The following is a 21,518-nucleotide window of genomic DNA, read 5'->3' as shown; positions in this document are numbered from 1 at the left end:
AAACATCAATTTTATAAATACTTAATAACACACAAATGAAAAAAATAATTTTAGTAGCGATAATAACCTTTTTAGGATTTTCAGCACAGGCCCAAACTAAGAAAAATAAAAATTTAAAATATATCACAGAAGTGAATGGTAATTGCGAACAATGCAAAAAACGTATTGAAAAAGCAGCTTTTGGTGTTCCGGGTGTAAAAATGGCTAATTGGGATATTAGTTCTCACCAGCTTACAGTAATTTTGAATGAGGAAAAATGCTCATCAGAAGATTTAAATAAAGCAATAGCAAAAGCAGGACATGATACCAAAGAGGTTAAAGCTACACAGGAGGATTATGATAATTTGCATGCCTGCTGCAAGTACGAAAGACAATAAATAAATTTGAGGGCCCAAGTATAAAGCTTGGGCTTTTTGAATCGTTAATTTATCTTTAAAATACTGCATTTTATTGTGGTTGAATTAAATTATTGTTACTTTCACGAACTTAAATATAACCAACTCATTTATGAATAATTTCGACTGGACTCAACTAATTAATCCTGAATTTTATATAACATTAAGTGTTGGCGGCTTTCAAATTGGGTTATATATTGTTTTGTTTATAGTATTTGCTGAAACAGGACTTTTTGCAGGATTTTTTCTACCCGGAGACAGTTTGCTTTTCTTAGCAGGTATTTACAGCCGTGACTTAGTCGAAAATGTTGTTCATATTCCCGGAGATTTTTTAAATGTCTTTTTACTCTCACTTTTGGTTGCAATAATGGGAGTTTTAGGAAATATGACGGGGTATTGGTTTGGAGCTAAAAGTGGATACTACTTATTTAAAAAAGAAGATTCATTCTGGTTCAAAAAGAAATATCTGTTACAATCAAAAGACTTTTTTGAAAAATACGGTGGTAAAGCAATTATTTATGCTCGTTTCCTTCCGATTTTTAGAACTTTTGCTCCAATAATTGCAGGTATTGTTTCAATGGATAAAAAGAAATTTATGTTCTATAATATCCTAAGTTCATTCCTTTGGTCATTTTTATTGATCTTTTCAGGACATTATTTATATGGTGTGTTTTTAAAAGAAGGAATAGACTTAAAAGAACATATAGAATATATAATTATCATCATCGTTATTATTTCAACATTCCCGGTTTTACTAAAACTTTTAAAGAAAAGACCAAGCGAAAAAATATAACATAAAAAAGTCCGAAGCTTAAAACACTTCGGACTTTTTTTATGTTTATAAATTTGTGGTAATGATAATTTCTCAGTACAACAAATTAAGTATTCAGGTGCAATATAAAAGAGCTATTTCAATAATACTTAATAACTAACTATATTAAATTGGGATTGGAATTTTAACGAATGAATCTTTTAAATTTTCTACCACTCATTTACCTTATTGGCATCCATTTTTAAGAAAATAAACAATAAAATTGTGAATCCCCATAATCCTGAACCCCCATATGAAAAGAATGGTAAGGGAACTCCAATTGTTGGAAAAATTCCGGCCACCATCGCGATGTTTACAAAAAAGTGTATAAATAAAATTGCGGCAACACAATAACCATATACGCGGCTAAATTTTGTTTTCTGCCTTTCTGCTAAATATATAACCCTTAAAAGTAAGCCGACAAAAAGAGAAATAACAACTAATGACCCAGCAAAACCCCATTCCTCACCAACAGTAGTGAAAATATAATCGGTATGTTGTTCCGGAACAAAACCTCCTTTGGTCTGTGTCCCTTCCAGAAAACCTTTACCAATCCATCCACCTGATCCAATTGCAATTTCAGACTGATTGGTGTTGTAACCGATACCTTTCATGTCAACCGTTTTTCCTAATAAAATATTGAAACGATCCCTATGGTGCTGTTTAAAAACATTGTCAAAAACATAATCAACAGAAAAAACAAAACCGGAAATAAGGGCTAACAAAATTGTACTTAAAAGAAGATTCCTGTCAACGGCCCTGCCTTTAAAATGAATAATAATCAATACTCCAAGAGAAATTAATATTACGACATAAGGTTCTAATATAAGCGTTAGTACAAATAATAATATAGCTAAAAAACCTGTCCAGATATACCATGAAGGTAATCCTTCTCTAAATAAAACAATTAGAAAAATACTGTAAATCAAAGCACTTCCCGGGTCAGGTTGAGGTAAGATTAAAAGAACAGGTAAGAAGACAATAGCAAGCGCCTGAATCTGTCTGTTGGTTTCTTTTAAATTAATCTGGCTATCACTTAAATATTTTGCTAATGCTAATGCAGTTGCTGCTTTTGCAAATTCCGATGGCTGTATAGTGAAGCTTCCGATAGCATACCAACATCTCTGGCCGGCAATTGTTTTTCCAAAAAGGAATAAGCCTGCCAATGATAATAAGGCAACGCCAAAAATAATACTGGCATATTTTTCATAGAATTTTCCGTCTACAAAAAGAACAACAAATATTAATGGAATTGTACAGGCTATAAATATTAATTGTTTTTCATAAGTACCATCAGTAGATAATAATGAAGAGGAATAGATGTTTAGCCACCCTAATACAACAAGTACAGAGTAGATAATAACACTTATCCAGTCAATATTTTTTTTTACACTTTGATTTTTCATTTGAAATAATCTTGTTAGTTCTCTTTAATGGTGTCTAATGCTGTTTTTTTAGGTTCTGTTTTTGGAGCCGTTTTTTTGGGAACAACAATCTTGGCTTTTAAAAGAGAATCTTTTGGAGTAGATTCAATTAAACTTGCCGGATTTATGCCACCCACTTTTGCGTATTCGCTAAGTAAGCTTTTATTTAAAACACGAACTTCTAAATCGGTTCTTGAAATTTTCTTTCTAAGGTATTTCTCAACCATCAAACTTGCAATTGGCCCCGCTACATTTGCTCCAAATCCTCCATTTTCAATCATAATTGCGATAGCGATTTTCGGATTATCTTTTGGTGCAAATGCCACAAATATAGAGTGATCTTTTAGCTTTGTTCTTACTCCGTCAATTTTAGCATAATTTTCAGCAGTACCGGTTTTTCCGCAAATATCAATTCCTTCCACTCTTAAGGCATAAGCTGTTCCTTTATTATAAACATCAAACAAACCGCTTATAACCGGAGGAAAATACTTTTTGTCAATTGTAGTTTCATGTCTGGTCGTAAATTTTGCATCTATTTTTTTTCCCTCAATTTTTTTGATAATATGAGGAGTATAATAATATCCCTGATTTGCAACCGTTGCCATCATATTGGCTAGCTGAATTGGAGTCATTAAAACTTCTCCCTGGCCGATAGAGTTTGATACAATAGTGGTACTTCTCCAGCCTCCATTTGGATATATTTTTTTATAGGTTTTAGAGGTTGGAATATTTCCTTTTTTACCTGTTGGCAGATCATAACCCATAAATTGACCCAATCCAAAACTTTTTACGTGATTGCTCCATATATCAACAGCTTTGCCAGGATCATTATATTTGTTAATCGTTAACATGTAAGACTGGGCAAAATAAGTGTTGCAGGAATTATAAATCCCGTTATGTAACTGATGTGGTCCAAAACCGTGACATTTCATGAAGCGGCCTCTACCATAACTGAAACCATGATGGCACATAAAAGTAGTCTGCTCATTAATAACTCCTTCCTGAAGTGCAATCAAACCAGTTAAGATTTTAAACGGAGATCCGGGAGGATATTCGGCCAAAAGTCCCCTGTCGTACAAAGGTTTTGCAATAGAATCGTGATACAAAAGCGTGTAGTTTTTTGATCTTTGTCTTCCAACCAAAATACCTGGGTCATAAGATGGAGCAGTAACCAAGGCAAGAATTTCACCACTTTTAGGTTCAATAGCTACAATTCCACCTCTTTTATTAATCATTAACTCTTCACCATATTTTTGAAGCTCAGCATCAATAGTCAGGTTGATATCCTCTCCGGCTACGGCGATGGTATCATATTTACCTTCTTTATAAGATCCTATTTCTCTGTTGTATTTGTCTTTCTGAATGTATTTTACACCTTTTATTCCGCGTAAAATTTCTTCATAACTTTCTTCAACCCCTTGTTTACCAATCAAATCACCGCTATTGTAATACGGGTTTTTGGCAATTAATCTTTCGTTTACCTGAGTTATGAATCCAAAAATATTTGCGCCATAATCTACCTCGTAATCACGAAGTGATCTTTTTTGGAAATAAAAACCCTCGTATTTTCTGATTTTCTCCTGAAAAGCAGCAAATTCGGCTTTGTTTAATTGTGATAAAAATACAGATGGTAATCTTGGGCTGTAAACCCTGGCCTTGGCAACTCTTTTTTCGTACTCTTCTTTTGTGATGTTTAAAAGAGCGCAGAATTCGTCGACATTAAGATCTTCTTTGATTTCGCGCGGAATAACCATGATATCGTATGATGCCTGGTTTGCTACCAATAATTTACCATTTCTATCGTATATGTATCCTCTTTCAGGATAATCGTATACTTTTTTTATGGCATTATTTTCTGATTTTAATTTGAATGAATCATCAATAATTTGCAAATAAAATATCCTGATCACTAGCAAAGATGCTGCAATAATAATTAAAGAGGGCAGCAGAACTTTTCTCATCTTCTATTGGGCTTAATAATATAAATTATTATGATTGAAATGATTATTGTAAATATTGAGCTAAACAAAGTTCGGAGTAAAATATCCCAAATAAATTTAAATTGAAAAGCTTCAAGAGTAAACAGTATTATATGGTGTAAAATAACAGAAACTAAAATAAATGAAAAACGCTCCGGTGTTAATGATTCATTAAGTTTAATGGTCTGATATTCATAACTCAATCCAAAAGCAAACTTGAAAATATAGGGCCTGTAATAAGCTAAAATAACACATGCAGTAGCATGTATACCGCCTGAATTACAAAACATATCCATAGTAATTCCCAGTAAAAAACTTGAAATAAGTAATCCTGATCTGTTACTGTTTACAGGATAAAGAATAATATATAAAAGGTATGGAAAAGGACTTATATACCCTAAAAAATTCATATTATTGAAAATAACAATCTGAATTGCCAGTAACATAATAAATCGAAAAATATTGACTAACAAGGCGCTATTCATCTTTCTCCTTTTTTTCTAAATTAATAAGTTCCTCTCTGTCTTTGCTTTTGATAATATAAACATGTCCAAGATTGGTCATGTCATTAAACAGTTTTACATTAATAACATAAAAACTTGTTTTGTCTTTTACGTAAATTTTATCTACTGTTCCTATATTAATTCCTTCAGGAAATATTACAGATTGACCTCCGGTAACGATGGTATCTCCTTTTCTGATAGATGCTAACCTTGGAACATCTTCCAGTTGTACAAATCCAGTACTTTTACCATTCCAGGTTAAGGAGCCAAAATGATTAGATTTTTTGATTTTTGCATTTATCTGCGATTTCATATTCAGAATGCTCACTACTGTAGAATAATTTTTGGATGTATTATCTACAACACCAATAATACCCAAACTATTGATTACTCCCATATCCTGCTTAACTCCTTCTTTTGATCCGGAATTTAAGGTAATGTAGTTCTCATGTGTACTGTATGAATTATGAATTACTTTTGAAACAATAATATCAGCAGGCTTTACACCCTTTATACTATCCGCCAAAGGTATTTTGGTTGTGTCTTCTTTATTAAACAAAAGACTTTTTAATCTTGCGTTTTCAAGTACCAATTCGTCATTTTCGGTTTTTAAGCTCAAATATTCGTTCACTCGATTAATTCTTTCATAAACACCTCCGCTTAAAAAATTAGCCGAACTGATTACTCTGCTTTTATGGTACGAATGAGATTGAATTGTGAGAACCAACGAAATACCTAAAAGCAGCAAAAACAGCAATCGATTACTGTTTCTTATAATGAAATTAAAAATTTGCTGCATTTCTTGTTCGGTTATTTTGTTTCAGGATATGCTTTTGGGTTTCAAATTTTACAAGAGTCGAATGATTCAATTCGACTCTTGTAAAGATATATTTTGATTTGATATTTTGAATCTTATTTTATTAAGATACTTTTGAATTTTGCAATATTTTTAAGCGCCATTCCTGTACCACGAACAACTGCTCGTAAAGGATCTTCGGCAATGTAAACAGGTAAATCTGTTTTTTGTGAAATACGTTTGTCTAGACCTCTTAGCATAGATCCACCACCAGCCAGATAGATACCAGTATTATAGATGTCTGCTGCTAATTCCGGAGGAGTCTGAGATAAAGTTTCCATTACCGCATCTTCAATACGCTGAATAGATTTATCCAAAGCCTTTGCAATTTCACGGTAAGAAACATCTACTTGTTTTGGTTTTCCGGTAAGTAAATCTCTACCCTGAACAGACATATCTTCTGGAGGACCATCTAAATCTTCGATAGCAGCTCCAATCTGAATTTTTATTTTTTCAGCAGTACTTTCACCAACAAAAAGGTTATGCTGAGTACGCATATAATATACAATATCATTCGTGAAAACGTCACCCGCAATTTTTACAGATTTGTCGCATACAATACCGCCTAATGCAATAACAGCAATTTCAGTTGTACCACCACCAATATCAACAATCATGTTTCCTTTTGGCTGCATGATATCGATACCAATACCAATTGCTGCTGCCATTGGCTCATGAATCAGGTAAACTTCTTTACCATTTACTCTTTCACAAGATTCTTTTACCGCACGCATCTCAACCTCAGTAATTCCCGAAGGAATACATACTACCATTCTCAAGGCTGGGGTAAACATCCTTTTCTTTAATGCCGGAATACTTTTAATGAACATATTGATCATTTTTTCCGATGCATCAAAATCAGCAATTACACCATCCTTCAAGGGCCTTATGGTCTTGATGTTTTCATGCGTTTTACCTTGCATCATGTTGGCTTCTTTACCAACAGCAATGATTTTGCCTGATATTCTGTCGCGTGCAACGATAGAAGGGCTATCAATAACAACTTTATCATTATGTATGATTAAAGTGTTTGCGGTACCAAGGTCTATCGCAATATCCTCGGTCATGAAATCAAAAAATCCCATAAGTTTTTTAGGGGTTTAAAATGTTATAATTAATTTATCGAACAAAGTTAAACAAATTAATGTTTAAAATGACGTGTTCCTGTAAATACCATTGCAAGATTATTTTCATTGCAATAATTTATGCTTAATTCATCTTTTATTGATCCTCCCGGCTGAATTACTGCCGTTATTCCTGCTTTTTTGGCTAATTCTACACAATCCGGAAATGGGAAAAATGCATCGCTTGCCATAGAAGCTCCTGTTAAATCAAATCCGAAAGCTTTGGCCTTATCAACAGCCTGCATTAATGCATCAACTCTTGAGGTCTGACCAGTTCCTGATGAAATTAATGTTCCGTTTTTAGCAAAAACAATGGTATTTGATTTTGTGTTTTTGCAAATTTTTGAAGCAAATATTAAATCTTCTACTTCTTGAGCAGTCGGTTCTGTAATAGTAACGGTTTTTAAATGCTCTTTAGTATCTGTAATATTATTTCTTTCCTGAATTAACAAACCATTAAGACAAGTTCTCACTTGCTTAGAAGGTAACTCAACTTCTTTCTGAATTAATATAATTCTGTTTTTCTTTTCTTCTAAAATTGTAATCGCTTCATCATCATAACTTGGCGCAATTACAACTTCGCAGAATAATTTGTTGATTTCCTGAGCTGTAGTGACATCAATTTTGGTGTTTGAAATCAAAACCCCACCAAAAGCAGATGTAGGATCGCAAGCCAAAGCAGCCAAATAAGCTTCACTAATTGTTTTTCTTGAAGCTAAACCACAAGCATTATTATGTTTTAAAATTGCAAATGTTGGTCCGTCAGTTCTAAACTCATTTATTAAATTTACTGCTGCGTCAACATCAAGCAGGTTATTGTAAGATAACTCTTTTCCGTGAATTTTGCTAAACATTGCATCAAAATCTCCAAAAAAGAATCCTTTTTGATGTGGGTTTTCTCCATAACGCAAAACCTGACCATTATCAATACTTTCTTTATAGATTGTTTCGTCAGTATTGAAATAGTTGAAAATTGCTCCATCATAATGAGATGAAACGTGAAATGCTTTTGTAGCAAACAATCTTCTGTTTTCAAGAGTTGTTGCTCCGTTTTGTTCTGTAATCAAATCTAAAAGTAAGCTGTATTCGTTTACCGAAGCAACAATTACAGTGTCCTTAAAGTTTTTGGCACCGGCACGGATCAAAGAAATTCCGCCAATGTCAATTTTTTCAATAATATCTTGTTCGCTTGCACCAGAAGCAACTGTTTTTTCAAAAGGATACAAATCAACAATCACTAAATCAATCTGAGGAATATCAAATTCCTTCATTTGTTCTACATCACTTTCATTATCCTGACGATTCAAAATTCCTCCAAATATTTTTGGGTGTAATGTTTTAACTCTTCCTCCAAGAATTTCAGGAAAAGAGGTTATATCTTCAACAGGAACTACAGGAATTCCAAGGTTTTTAATAAAATCTTCGGTTCCTCCGGTTGAGTAAATTGTTACATTTTGTTCGTGTAATTTTCTTACGATAGGCTCTAGTCCATCTTTGGAAAAAACAGATATTAAAGCTGATTGTATTTTTTTAGTTGTGCTCATTGTGTAGTTATGATTTTCAGACTGCAAAAGTAGTTTTTTTAAATATTATTTTAAAGGATTTAATGTAACATTATAAGAAAAAAATCTACTGATGAGTATGTTAAGTTTTACTAGGTTTTTGTTTTTAAATTATTGAATTTTACTTTATTGAAAAATACAGAAATATGATTGTTTATTTAAGGTTGTTAAAAGAAAGCTTAAGCTTTGCCATAAATGCTTTACGAAATAATAAATTGCGTACACTATTGTCATTATTAGGTGTTACAATTGGTATTTTTTCAATTATTGCTGTACTTGCTGCAGTTGATTCTTTAGATCGAAAAATTTCTAAAGACCTGAGCAGCTTAGATAAAAATACAATTTATTTAATGAAATTCAGCTTTGGGCCATCTGAAATTCCACAATGGAAGAGAGAGCAATTCCCGAATGTAAAATATGATGAATATATTGGACTGAAAAATTCTCTTAATAACACTGACCAGGTTGGTTATCAGCTTTTCGTAAACAGAGAAACTTTAAAATACGATTCAAAAACGGTTGCCGATGTAAACATGATTCCTTCCTCTTTTGAGATGGTTGATATTGACGGATTAAGTTTTGATAAGGGAAGATTTTACAATGAGTCAGAATCAAATTCAGGAACACCTGTGATTGTTTTGGGATATGATATTGCCAATGGTCTTTTTGAAAATAGTGACCCCATCGGGAAAAGCATTCGTTTATACGGACAGCGTTTTACCGTTATTGGTGTAATGAAAAAACAAGGAGCCGGATTTTTTGGTGATAGTAATGATACTTCCGTTTACTTTCCCGCTAATTTTTTGCGCCGAATGTATGGAGACAGCGATGCTATGACACCTGTAATAGTTCTAAAACCTGTAAAAGGCATTGATATGGATGCTTACAAGGCTGAAGTTGCACAGAAGCTTAGAGCTATTCGCGGAATGAAAGCAGGGGAGATAGATAACTTCTTTATCAACGTGCTTTCTGGTTTTACTGATTTTATTGATCAAATTTTAGGTCAGATGAATTTTGTGGGATGGATTATCAGCGGATTTTCTCTCTTAGTTGGTGGTTTTGGAATTGCCAATATTATGTTTGTTTCTGTAAAAGAAAGAACAAATCTTATAGGAATTCAAAAATCATTAGGAGCAAAAAATAAGTTTATATTATTCCAGTTTTTGTTTGAGGCAATTATACTGTCGGTAATCGGAGGGATAATAGGTTTGTTGATGGTTTGGGGAATCTCAGTGTTATTGACAAAATTGCTCGATTTTGAATTTGTATTGAGTTTAGGAAATGTAATTCTGGGAACATCTCTCGCTGCTTTTATCGGATTAATTTCTGGAATCCTGCCTGCCATTTCTGCTGCAAAATTAGATCCGGTAGAAGCTATTCGAACAGGTATGTAAAAAGTTTATCTTTGTTATTGGTTGTGAATTTTTGAGACCATTTTTAGAATGTGCATTTTTAATTCAAAATGAGAACAAATGAGCTTTATTTTAAAACCTGTTGACACTGTTGATTCTATTACCAGAGAAGAATTCAAAAAAAACTATTTAGATAAAAGAAAGCCTTTAATTATAAAAGGATTAACAAAGGACTGGCCAGCAAGAACAAAGTGGTCTGTTGATTATTTTAAGGAAATTGCCGGAGATATTGAAGTAAAATTAGTAGATAATTCAAAAGCAGATCCAGCCAAAATAATCAATGCTTCAATTACGAGCATGAAGTTTGGTGATTACCTCGATTTGATAAAAAGGGAACCTACAGATTTGCGAATTTTTTTCTTCAATCTCTTTAAGCACAGACCTGATTTAATTCATGACGTTAAAGTTCCCAAAGAGTTAATGGGAGGTTTTATAGAAAGTATGCCTGCAATGTTTTTTGGAGGTTCAAAAGCAATTACATTTTTGCATTATGATATCGATTTGCCTCATCTTTTTCATAGTCATTTTGGCGGTAAAAAACACATTATATTGTTTGATAATAAATGGAAGAAAAGACTTTATTGTGTTCCCAATACTACTTATGCATTAGAAGATTATGATGTTGCCAATCCTGATTTTGAGAAATTTCCGGCTCTGAAAGGAGTAGAAGGTTACGAAGTTTTTCTGGAACATGGCGACACCTTGTTTATGCCAACCGGAATGTGGCACTGGATGCGTTACATTGATGGCTCTTTTTCTTTGACACTTCGTGCATGGGATCGCTCTGCAGCCAGAAAAATGTCAAGTATTTGGAGTCTGTTTATGCATGGAGCAGTAGATAGTGCCATAAAAATAGTTTTTAGAGAACGGTATGCAAAATGGCGTGAAAAACTAGTTTTTAAAATTGCTGAAAAGGAATTGAAAAAGGATTTGGAAAAAAGCTGAATAATTGAGAACTATCATTTCCGGATAAAATCAAAAAATCCCAAGAATTGTTTCTTGGGATTTTATATTTAGAAAGTAAAAAAAACTATCTAATATCATTATTCTGAATCAAATCAAGATATAAATTGATTTTATCTTTTAATTCTTTTCTTGGGGTAATAAAGTCAAGGAAACCATGCTCTAAAAGGAACTCAGCAGTCTGGAAACCTTCTGGTAAATCTTTTCCTGTAGTATCACGTACAACACGAGGTCCTGCAAAACCAATCAAAGCACCTGGCTCAGAGATATTGATATCTCCTAACATGGCATAAGATGCAGTAGTACCACCTGTAGTTGGATCAGTACAAAGAGAGATATAAGGTAATCCGGCTTCTGCAAGCTGTGCCAGTTTTACAGATGTTTTAGCTAATTGCATTAAAGAATAAGCGGCCTCCATCATACGGGCACCACCAGACTTAGAAATCATAAGAAAAGGTAATTTGTTTTTGATCGCGTGGTCAATACCTCTGGCAATTTTTTCTCCAACAACAGCTCCCATAGATCCTCCAATAAAGGCAAAATCCATACAGCAAATTACAAGCTCTTTCCCTTTAGATTTACCCACTCCGGTACGAACAGCGTCCTTAAGATGTGTTTTTTCCATTACATCTTTCAATCTTTCTGCATATTTTTTTGTATCCACAAAATGCAGAGGATCTTTAGAAGTCATGTTTTTATCTAATTCAACAAATTCGTTGTTGTCGAATAAAATCTCAAAATAGGTTGCGCTTCCAATTCTAACGTGAAAATCATCTTCCGGACTTACGAATAAGTTTCTGGCTAATTCGTCAGCGTCAATAATTTTTCCGGTTGGAGATTTGTACCACAATCCTTTCGGAACGTCCATCTTATCTTCTGTAGCTGTCGTAATCCCTTTTTCCTGTCTTTTAAACCAAGCCATTTTTTTAGATTTTAGATTTTAGACTGTAGATTTTAGATTTTAGACTCCAGGAATCTAAAATCTAAAATCTGAAATCTAAAATTTATAGTGTATTAACATTGTTTAAGTCTGCAAAAGCTTGTTCAAGTCTTGCGTTGAATGTTACTTCGCTTTCACGAACCCATCTTCTTGGGTCATAATATTTTTTGTTAGGAACATCAGCACCTTCCGGGTTACCGATTTGAGATTTCAAATAGTCAATGTTTTTAACCATGTAATCACGAATTCCTTCAGTATATGCAAATTGTAAATCTGTATCAATGTTCATTTTGATAACTCCGTAGCTAATTCCTTCTCTGATTTCTTCAAGTGTAGAACCTGAACCTCCGTGGAAAACGAAATCTACCGGGTTATGACCAGTGTTGAATTTGTTTTGAACGAAATCCTGAGAGTTTTTTAAGATTTTTGGAGTTAATTTTACGTTTCCTGGTTTGTAAACACCGTGAACGTTTCCAAAAGCTGCAGCGATAGTAAATTTAGGGCTTACTTTAGATAATTCTTCGTAAGCATAAGCTACTTCTTCTGGCTGAGTATATAATTTAGAACTGTCAACATCAGAGTTGTCAACACCATCTTCTTCACCACCTGTAATACCAAGTTCGATTTCTAATGTCATTCCCATTTTGCTCATTCTTGCCAAATACTCTTTGCAGATCTCAATGTTTTCTTCGATTGGCTCCTCAGACAAATCGATCATGTGAGAACTGAATAATGGTTTTCCTGTTTCTGCAAAATGTTTTTCAGAAGCATCTAATAAACCATCAATCCAAGGCAATAGTTTTTTTGCACAGTGGTCAGTATGCAAAATTACAGTTGCACCATAAGCTTCTGCCAACGTATGTATATGTTTTGCTCCGGCGATTCCACCAGCGATTGCTGCTTTTTCACCTGCATTAGATAATCCTTTTCCAGCGTTAAATTGTGCTCCTCCGTTTGAAAATTGAATAATAACTGGCGCGTTTAGTTTTGCTGCAGTTTCAAGAACTCCATTAATTGTGCTTGATCCAGTAACATTTACTGCTGGTAATGCAAATCCTTTTTCTTTCGCATAATTAAAAATCTCCTGAACCTGATCTCCTGTAGCTACTCCTGGTTTAATATTGTGTGCCATTGTAATTTTTTTTATAGTTGTTTTTAGTTTTTAGGTTGCAAAAATAAGAATTAATTAGCATTAGAACGGATAATTTATTCCAAAATTTAAAACAGAGTGCCCAAAATTATATTCTTTAAACCATCTGTCTCCCTTCTCATGCGCCGGATTATAGGTCTTGAAGCCTAAATCTAAACGAACAACAAAAAAACTTAAATCGTAACGTAAACCAAATCCTGAACCCAAAGCAATTTCATCTAAATCGTTTAAGTTGTCAAATCTTGCTTTAGGATCTACAACATTATCGAGCACATTCCAGATGTTTCCGGCATCTGCAAAGATCGCTCCTTTGACATCCCCGAAAATTTTAAATCTGAATTCACCACTAAGGGCAATTTTCATATTAGCCTCGTTAAAATCATTTGAAGCATTTGTACTTCCGGGACCTAATGCATACGGTTGCCATGCACGGTTATCATTAGAACCTCCCGAGTAATAACTTCGTGAAAACGGAATATAATTGGAATTCCCAAACGGAATAGCAATTCCAAAAAAGCTTCTTACTGCCAGTACTTTTTCTTTTCCAAAATCCCAGTGCTTGATATAATCAAATTCGGTTTTTATATATTCAGAATAGGGAAGGTTAAAAATCACGTATTGCCCATTTGAGTTTTTTGGCAAACTAGATACATTAGAAATTGCAGATAATACACTTCCCGCAGATTCTATTTTAGTTCTAAATTGATAAAAATTATTATCAGGCAGGTCTTTTTTGGTTGTTTTAGTAAATGTATAACTTGTGGCCAGAATAAAATCATTTTCTGTCAATCGTAATCTTCTTTCTTCTATACTTTCAACATCCTGATATTCCTGACTGTCTGGAGTTAAAGCAGTTTTACCGCTTAAGACATCATTTGTAAAACCAGTAGTTCCTGTTGGAACAACTAAGTTCCCGTCTTCCATATTAGATTCCGTTACGTTATAAACACCGGCAATATTATTAAGTTCGTTATATGAAGAACTGTAAACATTAAAATAATTGTCAGGATTTAGATTACGTACAAACTGTGCATTTAGCAATTCTAACTTTGCGGTATTGTTTCTCTTTGGATTCCAGTTGTACGATAGACCTCCCGTAAAGTTTTCTTTGTCAAGACCAATATTTGTTTGTTTAGAAAAACCAGCAGAAATACTTGTAGACGGAATCATTCTTTTCGGAATAATTTTTTCGGTTCCGAAAGGCAATAATATTCTAGGGAAATTTAATTTCATATCAAGACCATATTCCGATACATTAAAGAAATTATCATTCGGATTGGCCATGTCTTTTGATGAACCAATATTTACACGAGCCGATATCTCTAAAGTTTCAGCCCTGTTGAAAACATTTCGAATAGTTTCAGAAATACTTGCTCCAATACCAAAATCCTGAATATTGGAGTGGGTTAAATCTAAACTGGCACCAAAACTGTATTTTTTTCTTGGAGTAAGAAAAACATTTGCGATCAGCGATTCTCCATTTGGGTCGCGTTTATCAACTTCATATTGTATGGATGGATAATTGAAAATTTTCAAATTATTTAAATATCGTGATGAAAGTGTAGTTCTGGTATCAGAAAAAGTACTTCCTTTCGAAATAAAAATAGCATCGGTAATAGCGCGGGGCTTATATTTTAGTTTTTTATAACTGTACAGGTTAAAGTTGTTGTAAGTTGTACTGTCTTTTATCTGGCTTTTTGAGTTTGCAGGAGAATAATCGGTATAAATGTTTACATCGCTTATTTTGTACAATTTAAAAGGTTCTGTACGGCTTGAATCTTTTTCCTGAATGTTATTATTGTTGATGATTAGATTTACGTCGGCCTTATTTTTTTTGCCAATAGTATCAATATCATAAGTTACATACGTAGGTTGAAAAAAGTAAGCACCGTGATTTCTAAAATATGTCGTAACACGATTCTTTTCTTCCTCAAAATCTGCAGTTTTAAATTGATTTCCTGATTTTAAAACAGAAGGCTCTTTATTGGTCTTGTATAATGAATCAAGAGCCGGAGTTTTTATTGTAGTTTTTATAGAATCTAAGAGATACGCAGGACCTGTAGTGATATTATAATTAATTTTGGCTTTTTTATATCCAACACTATCAATATCATAATCTGTTTTTACGTTAAAATATCCATTATTAAAATAATAATATTTTAGACGTAATAACGATTTCTTTGCTTTAGAAGTATCAATAATTACAGGAGGTTCACCTGTGTTTTTCAAAAACTCATGAATTCCTTTATATAAAAAAGACTGTCCCAGACGATCTACTTGCTTTGCAGATAATATTTTGGACTGGCGTTCATATAAACCCGGATTTTTTTTGAATTTTGCCTGATAAGTAGAATCAGGATTTAAATTAGCTAAGTTGTATAGATTAAGGCGCAGTTTGTATCCTAATAAAGTCCCGTTTGGTTTTTGGTACATTTGGTTTGCTGCCGTTTCATCATTTGTAGACTTTCCGTTTACAAGAATATTGTTTTTTATAAGCAGGCTTTTTCCTTCGGGAACTCTTTTTACAGCATTACAGGCGCAAATAAGTATTGCTATTAGAATAAATGCTGTTATTTTTGTGGAATTCTTTTTCAAGTGTTATTAAATATTTAATTCAAAAGTACATTATTTTATGGTTAGTAAAAACCAAATAAAGCTTATATCAGGTTTACATCAAAAAAAGCAGCGTTTTGCAAATCAATTATTTTTTGCCGAAGGAGTAAAAGTAATTCAGGAACTTTTACAGTCTAACCTTGAATTAGAACATTTATACACTACGCAAAATGATTTTGAAACAGTTAAGTCTTCAAAACGTACAATCATTAATGAACAGGAACTTAAAAAAATAAGTGCTTTAACAACTCCAAATTCGTGCCTTGCGGTTTTCAGGATTCCAGCCGAAAACAAAATAACCAATTCCGGTTTAATTCTGGCTCTGGACGACATTCGTGATCCGGGAAATCTTGGAACAATCTTACGTCTTTGTGACTGGTTTGGGATCAAACAAATTATTTGTTCTAAGGAAACCGTTGACATTTACAATCCAAAAGTAGTACAGGCTACAATGGGTTCGATTACCAGAGTAAATGTAAATTATATTGATCTCAAAACTTTTATTTCACAAACAGAGTTGCCTGTCTTTGGAACATTTATGGACGGAGATAATATTTATCAGTCAAATCTGCCTCAGGACGGCATCATTATTATGGGTAATGAAGCCAATGGTATTTCTGAAGAGATTGAACAAATGGTTACCAGCCGAATCACAATTCCAAGGTTTGGCGAACTACAAAAAACCGAAAGTTTAAACGTAGCTACCGCAACAGCAATTATTTTAAGTGAATTTAAACGAAATAGTTGAGAAATTGTTTTAATGAAAAGTGAAATTTATTAAAATCGCTCTGGATTTCATAGAATCGATATTATCTGTCCATGGACTAGCACCATTAACCGCATTATCACGAATTAATTCATCAGATATACCAAACATTCCTCTTACAGAAGGTGAGAAAATAAAATACTCAGTAAAAAAATCAACACCAAAACCGAGTTCATAAGCAGCTGTCCATTGTTTTACCCTGAATTTTTGCTGGAAATTATCATCTTTTGATTTTGAGTTGCTTGATAAATTCAAAGTGGTTGACATTCCGCCAACTAAATATGGGCGAATATTGCCCGTACGCAAAGCCGAGAATTTTAATAATAAAGGAAAATGAATATAAGTACTGTTTACTTCTCTTAAATAATCTTTTTCTAATTCACCTACACCCGGAAAATATAAATCACGTTTTGTATAATACAAACCTGGTTCAAAACGCAGGTTAATGTATTCCTGTAAACGCAAATCGGCTACAACTCCAACATTAAAACCAGTTGTTTTTTTTACCTGAATATCCTGTTCAACGACATTTTTGTAATCAAATTTAAAGTCAAAACTATTAAAACCTAAATAATAACCGAAATACAGGCGTTGCTTTTGCCAGTTTTCGAGATTAATAATAGGGTCTTTGCTAAACATACTTTTAGCAAATTGAGAATATCCCTTTGTCGTTAAGACTAATAAAATTAAGATTACTGTTTTTTTCATACTATTTTTTAGAAGCAGAATAAATTGTTGCAACTCCAAAAGTTTGAGGCATAGCCACAACATCTATAAACCCAATTTTTCTCAAAATATTGTTCAATGCTTCTCCATAAGGAAAAGCAGCTGCAGATTCAGACAAATATCCATACGCTGAATTATCTTTCGAAAATAATTTACCTATGAGCGGAAGTATATTTTTAGTGTAAAAATTGTATCCCTGTTTGTAAGGTGTTTTGTCCGGAACTGAAGTTTCTAAAATAACAAAAACGCCATTTGGTTTTAAAACTCTTAAGATTTCAGCAAAACCTTTTTCCAGGTTTTCAAAATTTCTAACACCAAAACTAACAGTAATAGCGTCAAAATAATTATCTTCAAAAGGAATATTTTCAGAATCTCCCAAAACTAACTCAATAATATTAGAAAGTTTTTTTTCTTCTACTTTCTTTTTTCCAACTTCCAGCATTCCGGCAGAAATGTCTAAACCAATTATTTTTTCTGCATTTGTTTTTGCCATCAAAATAGCCAAATCGCCAGTTCCTGTTGCTATATCAAGAATGTTTTTTGGTTTCTTATCAGATACTATTTTCAATACCTTTTTTCTCCACTTAACATCAATTCCAAATGATATTACGCGGTTTAAGTTATCATAGTTTCCAGAGATGGTATCAAACATTTGGGCAACTTGTTCTTTTTTGCCTAATGTTGAATTTTTATACGGAGTTATTTTTTTAGACATTTTTTTTATTTACGCAAATATAATACAAATCTTTAACTGTAATTCAGTTTTTTAATTTGTAAAATTAATTGAACAAGAAGTATTTTTTATCTGAAGAAGGAGGGATGTTTATGCTCACCTAAAACAGGTATATTAAAAAAATCACGGAAAGTGGGTATTGTGCGCGTAAGAAATTATAGTCAATTTTGTCCTGTAAAAAATATTAAATGATTTCCTGATTTTAGTGACTTAAATCAAATGAATGCTTTTGCGCTGGTTGTTTGTTTGTTCAGGAAGTAGTTTTGAAAATATTGCTCTTAAATGCAATATTCTTTTTAAAGTGCTAATACGTTCTTAGGATTAAATTTGTTTTTGGAAATTTTAATTTTCTTGTCTTTAATACCTTCGTGGTATTTGGTATTAAGGACTTTTTTGAGACTTGTCTCAAGAAATATCAAATGTTATAAATCATGTCAGGTGATTTTTATTTATCAAATTCTATTCCTGAAGAGTGCTAAGCTGGAAATCATTTTTATTAAAAACATCCTCTTTTGAGGGTGTTTTTATTTTTTACTTCCTAATGTAAGTTTCATAAGTATAATCATAAAGATGTTTTTCATCTTTAATATTTGTTTCTGCCTCTACTAATAACCATTCACTTTTACTGATTTTAGGAAAAAAAGCATCAGCTTCAAACGTATGATGTACTTTGGTGATTTCTATAATATCGGCATAAGGCAGCGCAAGATTATAGATTTCTCCCCCTCCAATTACATAAGAATCTTCATTCTCAGGACATACCGCGATTGCTTTTTCAATACTATCCACCACAATACAGCCTTCCGGATTATAATCTTTTTGGCGGGTTATTATCACATGGGTTCTATTTGGTAATGGTTTCGGAAAACTTTCAAAAGTTTTTCTTCCCATAATAATATAGTGGTTTGTTGTAAGTGCTTTAAATCTTTTAAAATCATTTGGTAAATGCCAAACCAATTCATTATTTTTTCCTAGAGCATTGTTTTCGGCAACAGCCGCTATCATTATAATCATGGTATGCTAACTAAATTTTATTTTCGGTATTCTCGTTTATTTTTGATTCTAATTGACTGATTCTTTTTTGCTGCAAACCAACAAGCCTGTCAATTTGTTCTCTTTCCCAGTTTTTATTCATAAACCTGTCTGTAATATAGACTTTTATAAAATGAAGAATAAAAATAAAAAGCCATATAGTTATTACCCAGATACACCAGTTTTGGTTGGTATTATCTATATTTACACCAAGCCCAAAGAATCTATTTGCAATAAATAAAAACAAACTGCCTAAAAGGAAAAGTACAAAATGAAAATATAATATTTTCTTTTGTCTTAGTCTTCTTCTGGCATACTCGTATTGTTCGTGCACTTCCTTTTCCATAAGATAAAAAATAATGAGATTATAAAGTTAGAATTTATTTTTAAAACACAATATTTCGATTGCAGAATATTTGCCTTAAAATGATCTGAGAATTTTAAATTCAAAATTTAAGTACTCATTAATTATGAATTGAATGAAATTAATATTGCCTTTTTGCTATTATCATAATTCGATTATCTAAGTATTGAATCTTAATCGAAATGATGTAATTTAGATGTATTAATCTAAAAATTAAATAGTTATGGCTTTAAAGAAACAATTTGTAAAAACAAAACCAGTTTGTAAAGTTACATTTTCAATTGATGCTAAAGATGCTGGTACAGCTGCTGTAGTGGGAGATTTTAACAATTGGAATGCAAGTGAAGGAGCTTTGAGTAAATTAAAAAATGGGACTTTTAAAGCGACTTATGATTTGGTTAAAGATGCAATTTATGAGTTTAAATATGTCATCGACGGAATTTATGTTAATGAACCCGAAGCAGACTCCTATAGATGGAATGATTATGCAGGCAGCGAAAATAGTGTGTTAGTTCTATAAAAAAAATCCGCTTTTGAGCGGATTTTATATTTTATACAGCGACACTGCCTTTTATGCCGGCGTGTGGTTCATAATCTACAAGTGTAAAATCATTATAATCAAAATCAAAAATGTTTTTGATTTCAGGATTTAAAATCATTTTTGGCAACGGTTTTGGTTCGCGCGTCAATTGTAATTCTAATTGCTCAAAGTGATTGTTGTAAATGTGCGCATCTCCAAAAGTGTGAATAAACTCTCCTGGTTCTAAATCGCAAACTTGTGCAATCATCATGGTCAATAATGCATAAGAAGCAATATTAAAAGGAACTCCTAAAAAAATGTCGGCACTACGCTGATATAATTGGCAGGATAATTTTCCTTTTCTTTCTCCTTTTTCTGCATCTGGGCTTGCTACATAAAATTGAAAGAAAGCATGACAAGGAGGCAAAGCTGCTTTGTTATTCGCAACATTTTCTTCAAATGATTTTTTTGTATCCGGCAGGACAGAAGGATTCCATGCAGAAACTAACATTCTTCTGCTATTGGGATTTGTTTTTAATTCAGTAATTAATTCAGAAATCTGATCAATTTCCTCACTATTCCAATTACGCCACTGATGTCCGTATACAGGCCCTAAATCTCCGTTTGAGTCTGCCCAGGCATCCCATATTTTTACTCCGTTTTCCTGAAGATATTGAATATTGGTGTCACCTTTTAAAAACCAAAGCAGTTCGTATATAATAGATTTTAAGTGTAATTTTTTGGTTGTTACCATCGGAAAACCTTCACTCAAATCAAAACGCATCTGGTAGCCAAAAACACTTTTTGTTCCCGTTCCGGTTCGGTCTCCTTTTTGGTTCCCGTTTTCTAAAACATGTTTTACTAAATCTAAATATTGTTTCATTTTGAAAAATCTAAAAATAAATAATCTGATCTAAAGTCTAAAATCTACTACTGAAGTTATCTTTTCGAAATTTCATCTCTGATTTTTGCTGCTTTCTCATAATCTTCCTGAGAAACGGCCTGGTCCAAAAGTTCGTTTAACTCCTGCAGACTATGTTTAGCATAAACATCTCCAGATTGATTGCTTTCTTCTTCGTGACCAAAAGTTTCAGGATTAGAAAGTACATCGTCGATTTCCTGAGAACCCTGGTCGGTGTCTGCAGTATTTGATTTTAAATAAATTCCGGCTTTATCCAAAATATTTTTATAAGTAAAAATCGGAGCATTAAATCGTAATGCCAACGCAATTGCATCAGAAGTCCTTGCATCGATGATCTCTTCGATTTTATCTCTTTCGCAAATTAAACTTGAATAGAAGACACCGTCAACAAGTTTGTGTATAATAACCTGTTTAACCACAATGTCAAATCTTTCTGCGAAATTTTTGAACAAATCATGTGTCAAAGGACGTGGAGGTTTTATTTCTTTTTCTAATGCAATAGCAATCGATTGGGCTTCAAAAGCACCAATAACAATTGGAAGTTTTCTTTCGCCATCAACTTCATTCAAAATAAGAGCATAAGCACCATTTTGAGTTTGACTGTATGAAATTCCTTTTATGGATAATTTTACTAGACTCATATATGTGGGTAAAAAAGGGCAAATCAATGCCTATTTTAATACTTTTTTCATTAAAAAATAAAGGTGCAATTTTAATCAAAAA

21 protein-coding genes are annotated in these 21,518 nt (G+C 32.8%); 6 read left to right on the top strand and 15 right to left on the bottom strand.

The features are described 5' to 3' along the window. The first annotated feature begins 35 nt into the window (after positions 1–35). Both JOD96_RS14480 and JOD96_RS14475 read left to right on the top strand, forming a co-directional pair. Entirely contained in the window at positions 36–377 is a 342-nt protein-coding gene (locus JOD96_RS14480) for a heavy-metal-associated domain-containing protein (protein WP_209564949.1), read from the top strand. 130 nt (positions 378–507) lie between these two features. Continuing rightward, the gene (locus JOD96_RS14475) at positions 508–1,188 is read left to right on the top strand and encodes a DedA family protein (protein ID WP_209564948.1); all 681 of its coding nucleotides are present in this window, start codon (positions 508–510) and stop codon (positions 1,186–1,188) included. A 188-nt stretch (positions 1,189–1,376) separates the two neighbouring features. Here the strand turns inward: JOD96_RS14475 and rodA are convergent, their stop codons facing one another. The 6 genes from rodA to purH all read right to left on the bottom strand — a co-directional run bounded on the left by rodA (position 1,377) and on the right by purH (position 8,636). After that, the gene (rodA, locus tag JOD96_RS14470; RefSeq protein WP_209564947.1) at positions 1,377–2,612 is read right to left on the bottom strand and encodes a rod shape-determining protein RodA; all 1,236 of its coding nucleotides are present in this window, start codon (positions 2,610–2,612) and stop codon (positions 1,377–1,379) included. A gap of 14 nt (positions 2,613–2,626) precedes the next feature. Then, a complete protein-coding gene (gene mrdA / locus JOD96_RS14465) occupies positions 2,627–4,591 on the bottom strand; it encodes a penicillin-binding protein 2 (RefSeq protein WP_209564946.1) in 1,965 nt (654 codons plus the stop codon). Further along, entirely contained in the window at positions 4,588–5,094 is a 507-nt protein-coding gene (locus tag JOD96_RS14460) for a rod shape-determining protein MreD (protein WP_209564945.1), read from the bottom strand. Before JOD96_RS14460 ends, mrdA begins: the two co-directional genes overlap by 4 nt. Then, positions 5,087–5,911, bottom strand: a complete 825-nt coding sequence (gene mreC, locus JOD96_RS14455) for a rod shape-determining protein MreC (protein WP_209564944.1) — start codon at positions 5,909–5,911, stop codon at positions 5,087–5,089. Before mreC ends, JOD96_RS14460 begins: the two co-directional genes overlap by 8 nt. A gap of 113 nt (positions 5,912–6,024) precedes the next feature. Further along, the gene (locus JOD96_RS14450; protein ID WP_007804822.1) at positions 6,025–7,053 is read right to left on the bottom strand and encodes a rod shape-determining protein; all 1,029 of its coding nucleotides are present in this window, start codon (positions 7,051–7,053) and stop codon (positions 6,025–6,027) included. Positions 7,054–7,109: 56 nt separating this feature from the next. Beyond that, complete coding sequence (gene purH / locus JOD96_RS14445; protein WP_209564943.1) at positions 7,110–8,636, bottom strand: bifunctional phosphoribosylaminoimidazolecarboxamide formyltransferase/IMP cyclohydrolase; 1,527 nt, start codon at positions 8,634–8,636, stop codon at positions 7,110–7,112. A gap of 164 nt (positions 8,637–8,800) precedes the next feature. Between purH and JOD96_RS14440 the strand changes: the two genes are divergently transcribed. Further along, complete coding sequence (locus JOD96_RS14440; protein WP_209564942.1) at positions 8,801–10,048, top strand: ABC transporter permease; 1,248 nt, start codon at positions 8,801–8,803, stop codon at positions 10,046–10,048. A gap of 78 nt (positions 10,049–10,126) precedes the next feature. After that, on the top strand, positions 10,127–11,011 hold the full coding sequence (locus JOD96_RS14435; RefSeq protein WP_209564941.1) for a cupin-like domain-containing protein: 885 nt from the start codon (positions 10,127–10,129) through the stop codon (positions 11,009–11,011). Between the two features lie 85 nt (positions 11,012–11,096). Here JOD96_RS14435 and accD read toward each other — a convergent pair whose 3' ends face one another. The 3 genes from accD to JOD96_RS14420 form a co-directional block, all read right to left on the bottom strand. Then, on the bottom strand, positions 11,097–11,951 hold the full coding sequence (gene accD, locus JOD96_RS14430) for an acetyl-CoA carboxylase, carboxyltransferase subunit beta (protein WP_209564940.1): 855 nt from the start codon (positions 11,949–11,951) through the stop codon (positions 11,097–11,099). Between the two features lie 82 nt (positions 11,952–12,033). Next, entirely contained in the window at positions 12,034–13,101 is a 1,068-nt protein-coding gene (fbaA, locus tag JOD96_RS14425; protein ID WP_209564939.1) for a class II fructose-bisphosphate aldolase, read from the bottom strand. A gap of 60 nt (positions 13,102–13,161) precedes the next feature. Then, complete coding sequence (locus JOD96_RS14420; protein ID WP_209564938.1) at positions 13,162–15,714, bottom strand: BamA/TamA family outer membrane protein; 2,553 nt, start codon at positions 15,712–15,714, stop codon at positions 13,162–13,164. Positions 15,715–15,751: 37 nt separating this feature from the next. Here JOD96_RS14420 and JOD96_RS14415 point away from each other — a divergent pair, with 37 nt between their 5' ends. After that, a complete protein-coding gene (locus JOD96_RS14415; RefSeq protein WP_209564937.1) occupies positions 15,752–16,480 on the top strand; it encodes a TrmH family RNA methyltransferase in 729 nt (242 codons plus the stop codon). Between the two features lie 9 nt (positions 16,481–16,489). Here JOD96_RS14415 and JOD96_RS14410 read toward each other — a convergent pair whose 3' ends face one another. From JOD96_RS14410 to JOD96_RS14395, 4 genes are all read right to left on the bottom strand, one after another. Beyond that, entirely contained in the window at positions 16,490–17,206 is a 717-nt protein-coding gene (locus JOD96_RS14410; protein WP_209564936.1) for a porin family protein, read from the bottom strand. Between the two features lies 1 nt (position 17,207). Next, positions 17,208–17,939: a bifunctional demethylmenaquinone methyltransferase/2-methoxy-6-polyprenyl-1,4-benzoquinol methylase UbiE gene (gene ubiE, locus JOD96_RS14405; protein ID WP_209564935.1), complete on the bottom strand. Its 732-nt coding sequence runs from the start codon at positions 17,937–17,939 to the stop codon at positions 17,208–17,210. Between the two features lie 549 nt (positions 17,940–18,488). Next, positions 18,489–18,971: a dihydrofolate reductase gene (locus tag JOD96_RS14400; protein WP_209564934.1), complete on the bottom strand. Its 483-nt coding sequence runs from the start codon at positions 18,969–18,971 to the stop codon at positions 18,489–18,491. A 10-nt stretch (positions 18,972–18,981) separates the two neighbouring features. Then, positions 18,982–19,335 (bottom strand): 2TM domain-containing protein, encoded by a 354-nt coding sequence (locus JOD96_RS14395; RefSeq protein WP_209564933.1) that lies wholly within the window; start codon positions 19,333–19,335, stop codon positions 18,982–18,984. 241 nt (positions 19,336–19,576) lie between these two features. Here JOD96_RS14395 and JOD96_RS14390 point away from each other — a divergent pair, with 241 nt between their 5' ends. Then, the gene (locus JOD96_RS14390) at positions 19,577–19,873 is read left to right on the top strand and encodes an isoamylase early set domain-containing protein (protein WP_209564932.1); all 297 of its coding nucleotides are present in this window, start codon (positions 19,577–19,579) and stop codon (positions 19,871–19,873) included. A 31-nt stretch (positions 19,874–19,904) separates the two neighbouring features. Here JOD96_RS14390 and JOD96_RS14385 read toward each other — a convergent pair whose 3' ends face one another. Both JOD96_RS14385 and JOD96_RS14380 read right to left on the bottom strand, forming a co-directional pair. Then, positions 19,905–20,756, bottom strand: a complete 852-nt coding sequence (locus JOD96_RS14385; RefSeq protein WP_209564931.1) for a thymidylate synthase — start codon at positions 20,754–20,756, stop codon at positions 19,905–19,907. Positions 20,757–20,812: 56 nt separating this feature from the next. Continuing rightward, complete coding sequence (locus tag JOD96_RS14380) at positions 20,813–21,436, bottom strand: bifunctional nuclease family protein (RefSeq protein ID WP_129023077.1); 624 nt, start codon at positions 21,434–21,436, stop codon at positions 20,813–20,815. Positions 21,437–21,518 lie beyond the last annotated feature (82 nt).

It is taken from the genome of Flavobacterium sp. 1355 (assembly GCF_017833415.1).
In the GTDB taxonomy this organism is placed as follows: domain Bacteria; phylum Bacteroidota; class Bacteroidia; order Flavobacteriales; family Flavobacteriaceae; genus Flavobacterium.
Note: the sequence above shows the minus strand (reverse complement) of the source record. Positions and strands in the feature narration are given on the sequence as shown.

Bases quoted from the DNA above. Each gene is read 5' to 3' on its own strand.
- JOD96_RS14480 (WP_209564949.1), top strand. From the start codon at position 36: ATGAAAAAAATAATTTTAGTAGCGATAATAACCTTTTTAGGATTTTCA.
- JOD96_RS14475 (WP_209564948.1), top strand. From the start codon at position 508: ATGAATAATTTCGACTGGACTCAACTAATTAATCCTGAATTTTATATA.
- rodA (WP_209564947.1), bottom strand. From the start codon at position 2,612: ATGAAAAATCAAAGTGTAAAAAAAAATATTGACTGGATAAGTGTTATT.
- mrdA (WP_209564946.1), bottom strand. From the start codon at position 4,591: ATGAGAAAAGTTCTGCTGCCCTCTTTAATTATTATTGCAGCATCTTTG.
- JOD96_RS14460 (WP_209564945.1), bottom strand. From the start codon at position 5,094: ATGAATAGCGCCTTGTTAGTCAATATTTTTCGATTTATTATGTTACTG.
- mreC (WP_209564944.1), bottom strand. From the start codon at position 5,911: ATGCAGCAAATTTTTAATTTCATTATAAGAAACAGTAATCGATTGCTG.
- JOD96_RS14450 (WP_007804822.1), bottom strand. From the start codon at position 7,053: ATGGGATTTTTTGATTTCATGACCGAGGATATTGCGATAGACCTTGGT.
- purH (WP_209564943.1), bottom strand. From the start codon at position 8,636: ATGAGCACAACTAAAAAAATACAATCAGCTTTAATATCTGTTTTTTCC.
- JOD96_RS14440 (WP_209564942.1), top strand. From the start codon at position 8,801: ATGATTGTTTATTTAAGGTTGTTAAAAGAAAGCTTAAGCTTTGCCATA.
- JOD96_RS14435 (WP_209564941.1), top strand. From the start codon at position 10,127: ATGAGCTTTATTTTAAAACCTGTTGACACTGTTGATTCTATTACCAGA.
- accD (WP_209564940.1), bottom strand. From the start codon at position 11,951: ATGGCTTGGTTTAAAAGACAGGAAAAAGGGATTACGACAGCTACAGAA.
- fbaA (WP_209564939.1), bottom strand. From the start codon at position 13,101: ATGGCACACAATATTAAACCAGGAGTAGCTACAGGAGATCAGGTTCAG.
- JOD96_RS14415 (WP_209564937.1), top strand. From the start codon at position 15,752: ATGGTTAGTAAAAACCAAATAAAGCTTATATCAGGTTTACATCAAAAA.
- JOD96_RS14410 (WP_209564936.1), bottom strand. From the start codon at position 17,206: ATGAAAAAAACAGTAATCTTAATTTTATTAGTCTTAACGACAAAGGGA.
- ubiE (WP_209564935.1), bottom strand. From the start codon at position 17,939: ATGTCTAAAAAAATAACTCCGTATAAAAATTCAACATTAGGCAAAAAA.
- JOD96_RS14400 (WP_209564934.1), bottom strand. From the start codon at position 18,971: ATGATTATAATGATAGCGGCTGTTGCCGAAAACAATGCTCTAGGAAAA.
- JOD96_RS14395 (WP_209564933.1), bottom strand. From the start codon at position 19,335: ATGGAAAAGGAAGTGCACGAACAATACGAGTATGCCAGAAGAAGACTA.
- JOD96_RS14390 (WP_209564932.1), top strand. From the start codon at position 19,577: ATGGCTTTAAAGAAACAATTTGTAAAAACAAAACCAGTTTGTAAAGTT.
- JOD96_RS14385 (WP_209564931.1), bottom strand. From the start codon at position 20,756: ATGAAACAATATTTAGATTTAGTAAAACATGTTTTAGAAAACGGGAAC.
- JOD96_RS14380 (WP_129023077.1), bottom strand. From the start codon at position 21,436: ATGAGTCTAGTAAAATTATCCATAAAAGGAATTTCATACAGTCAAACT.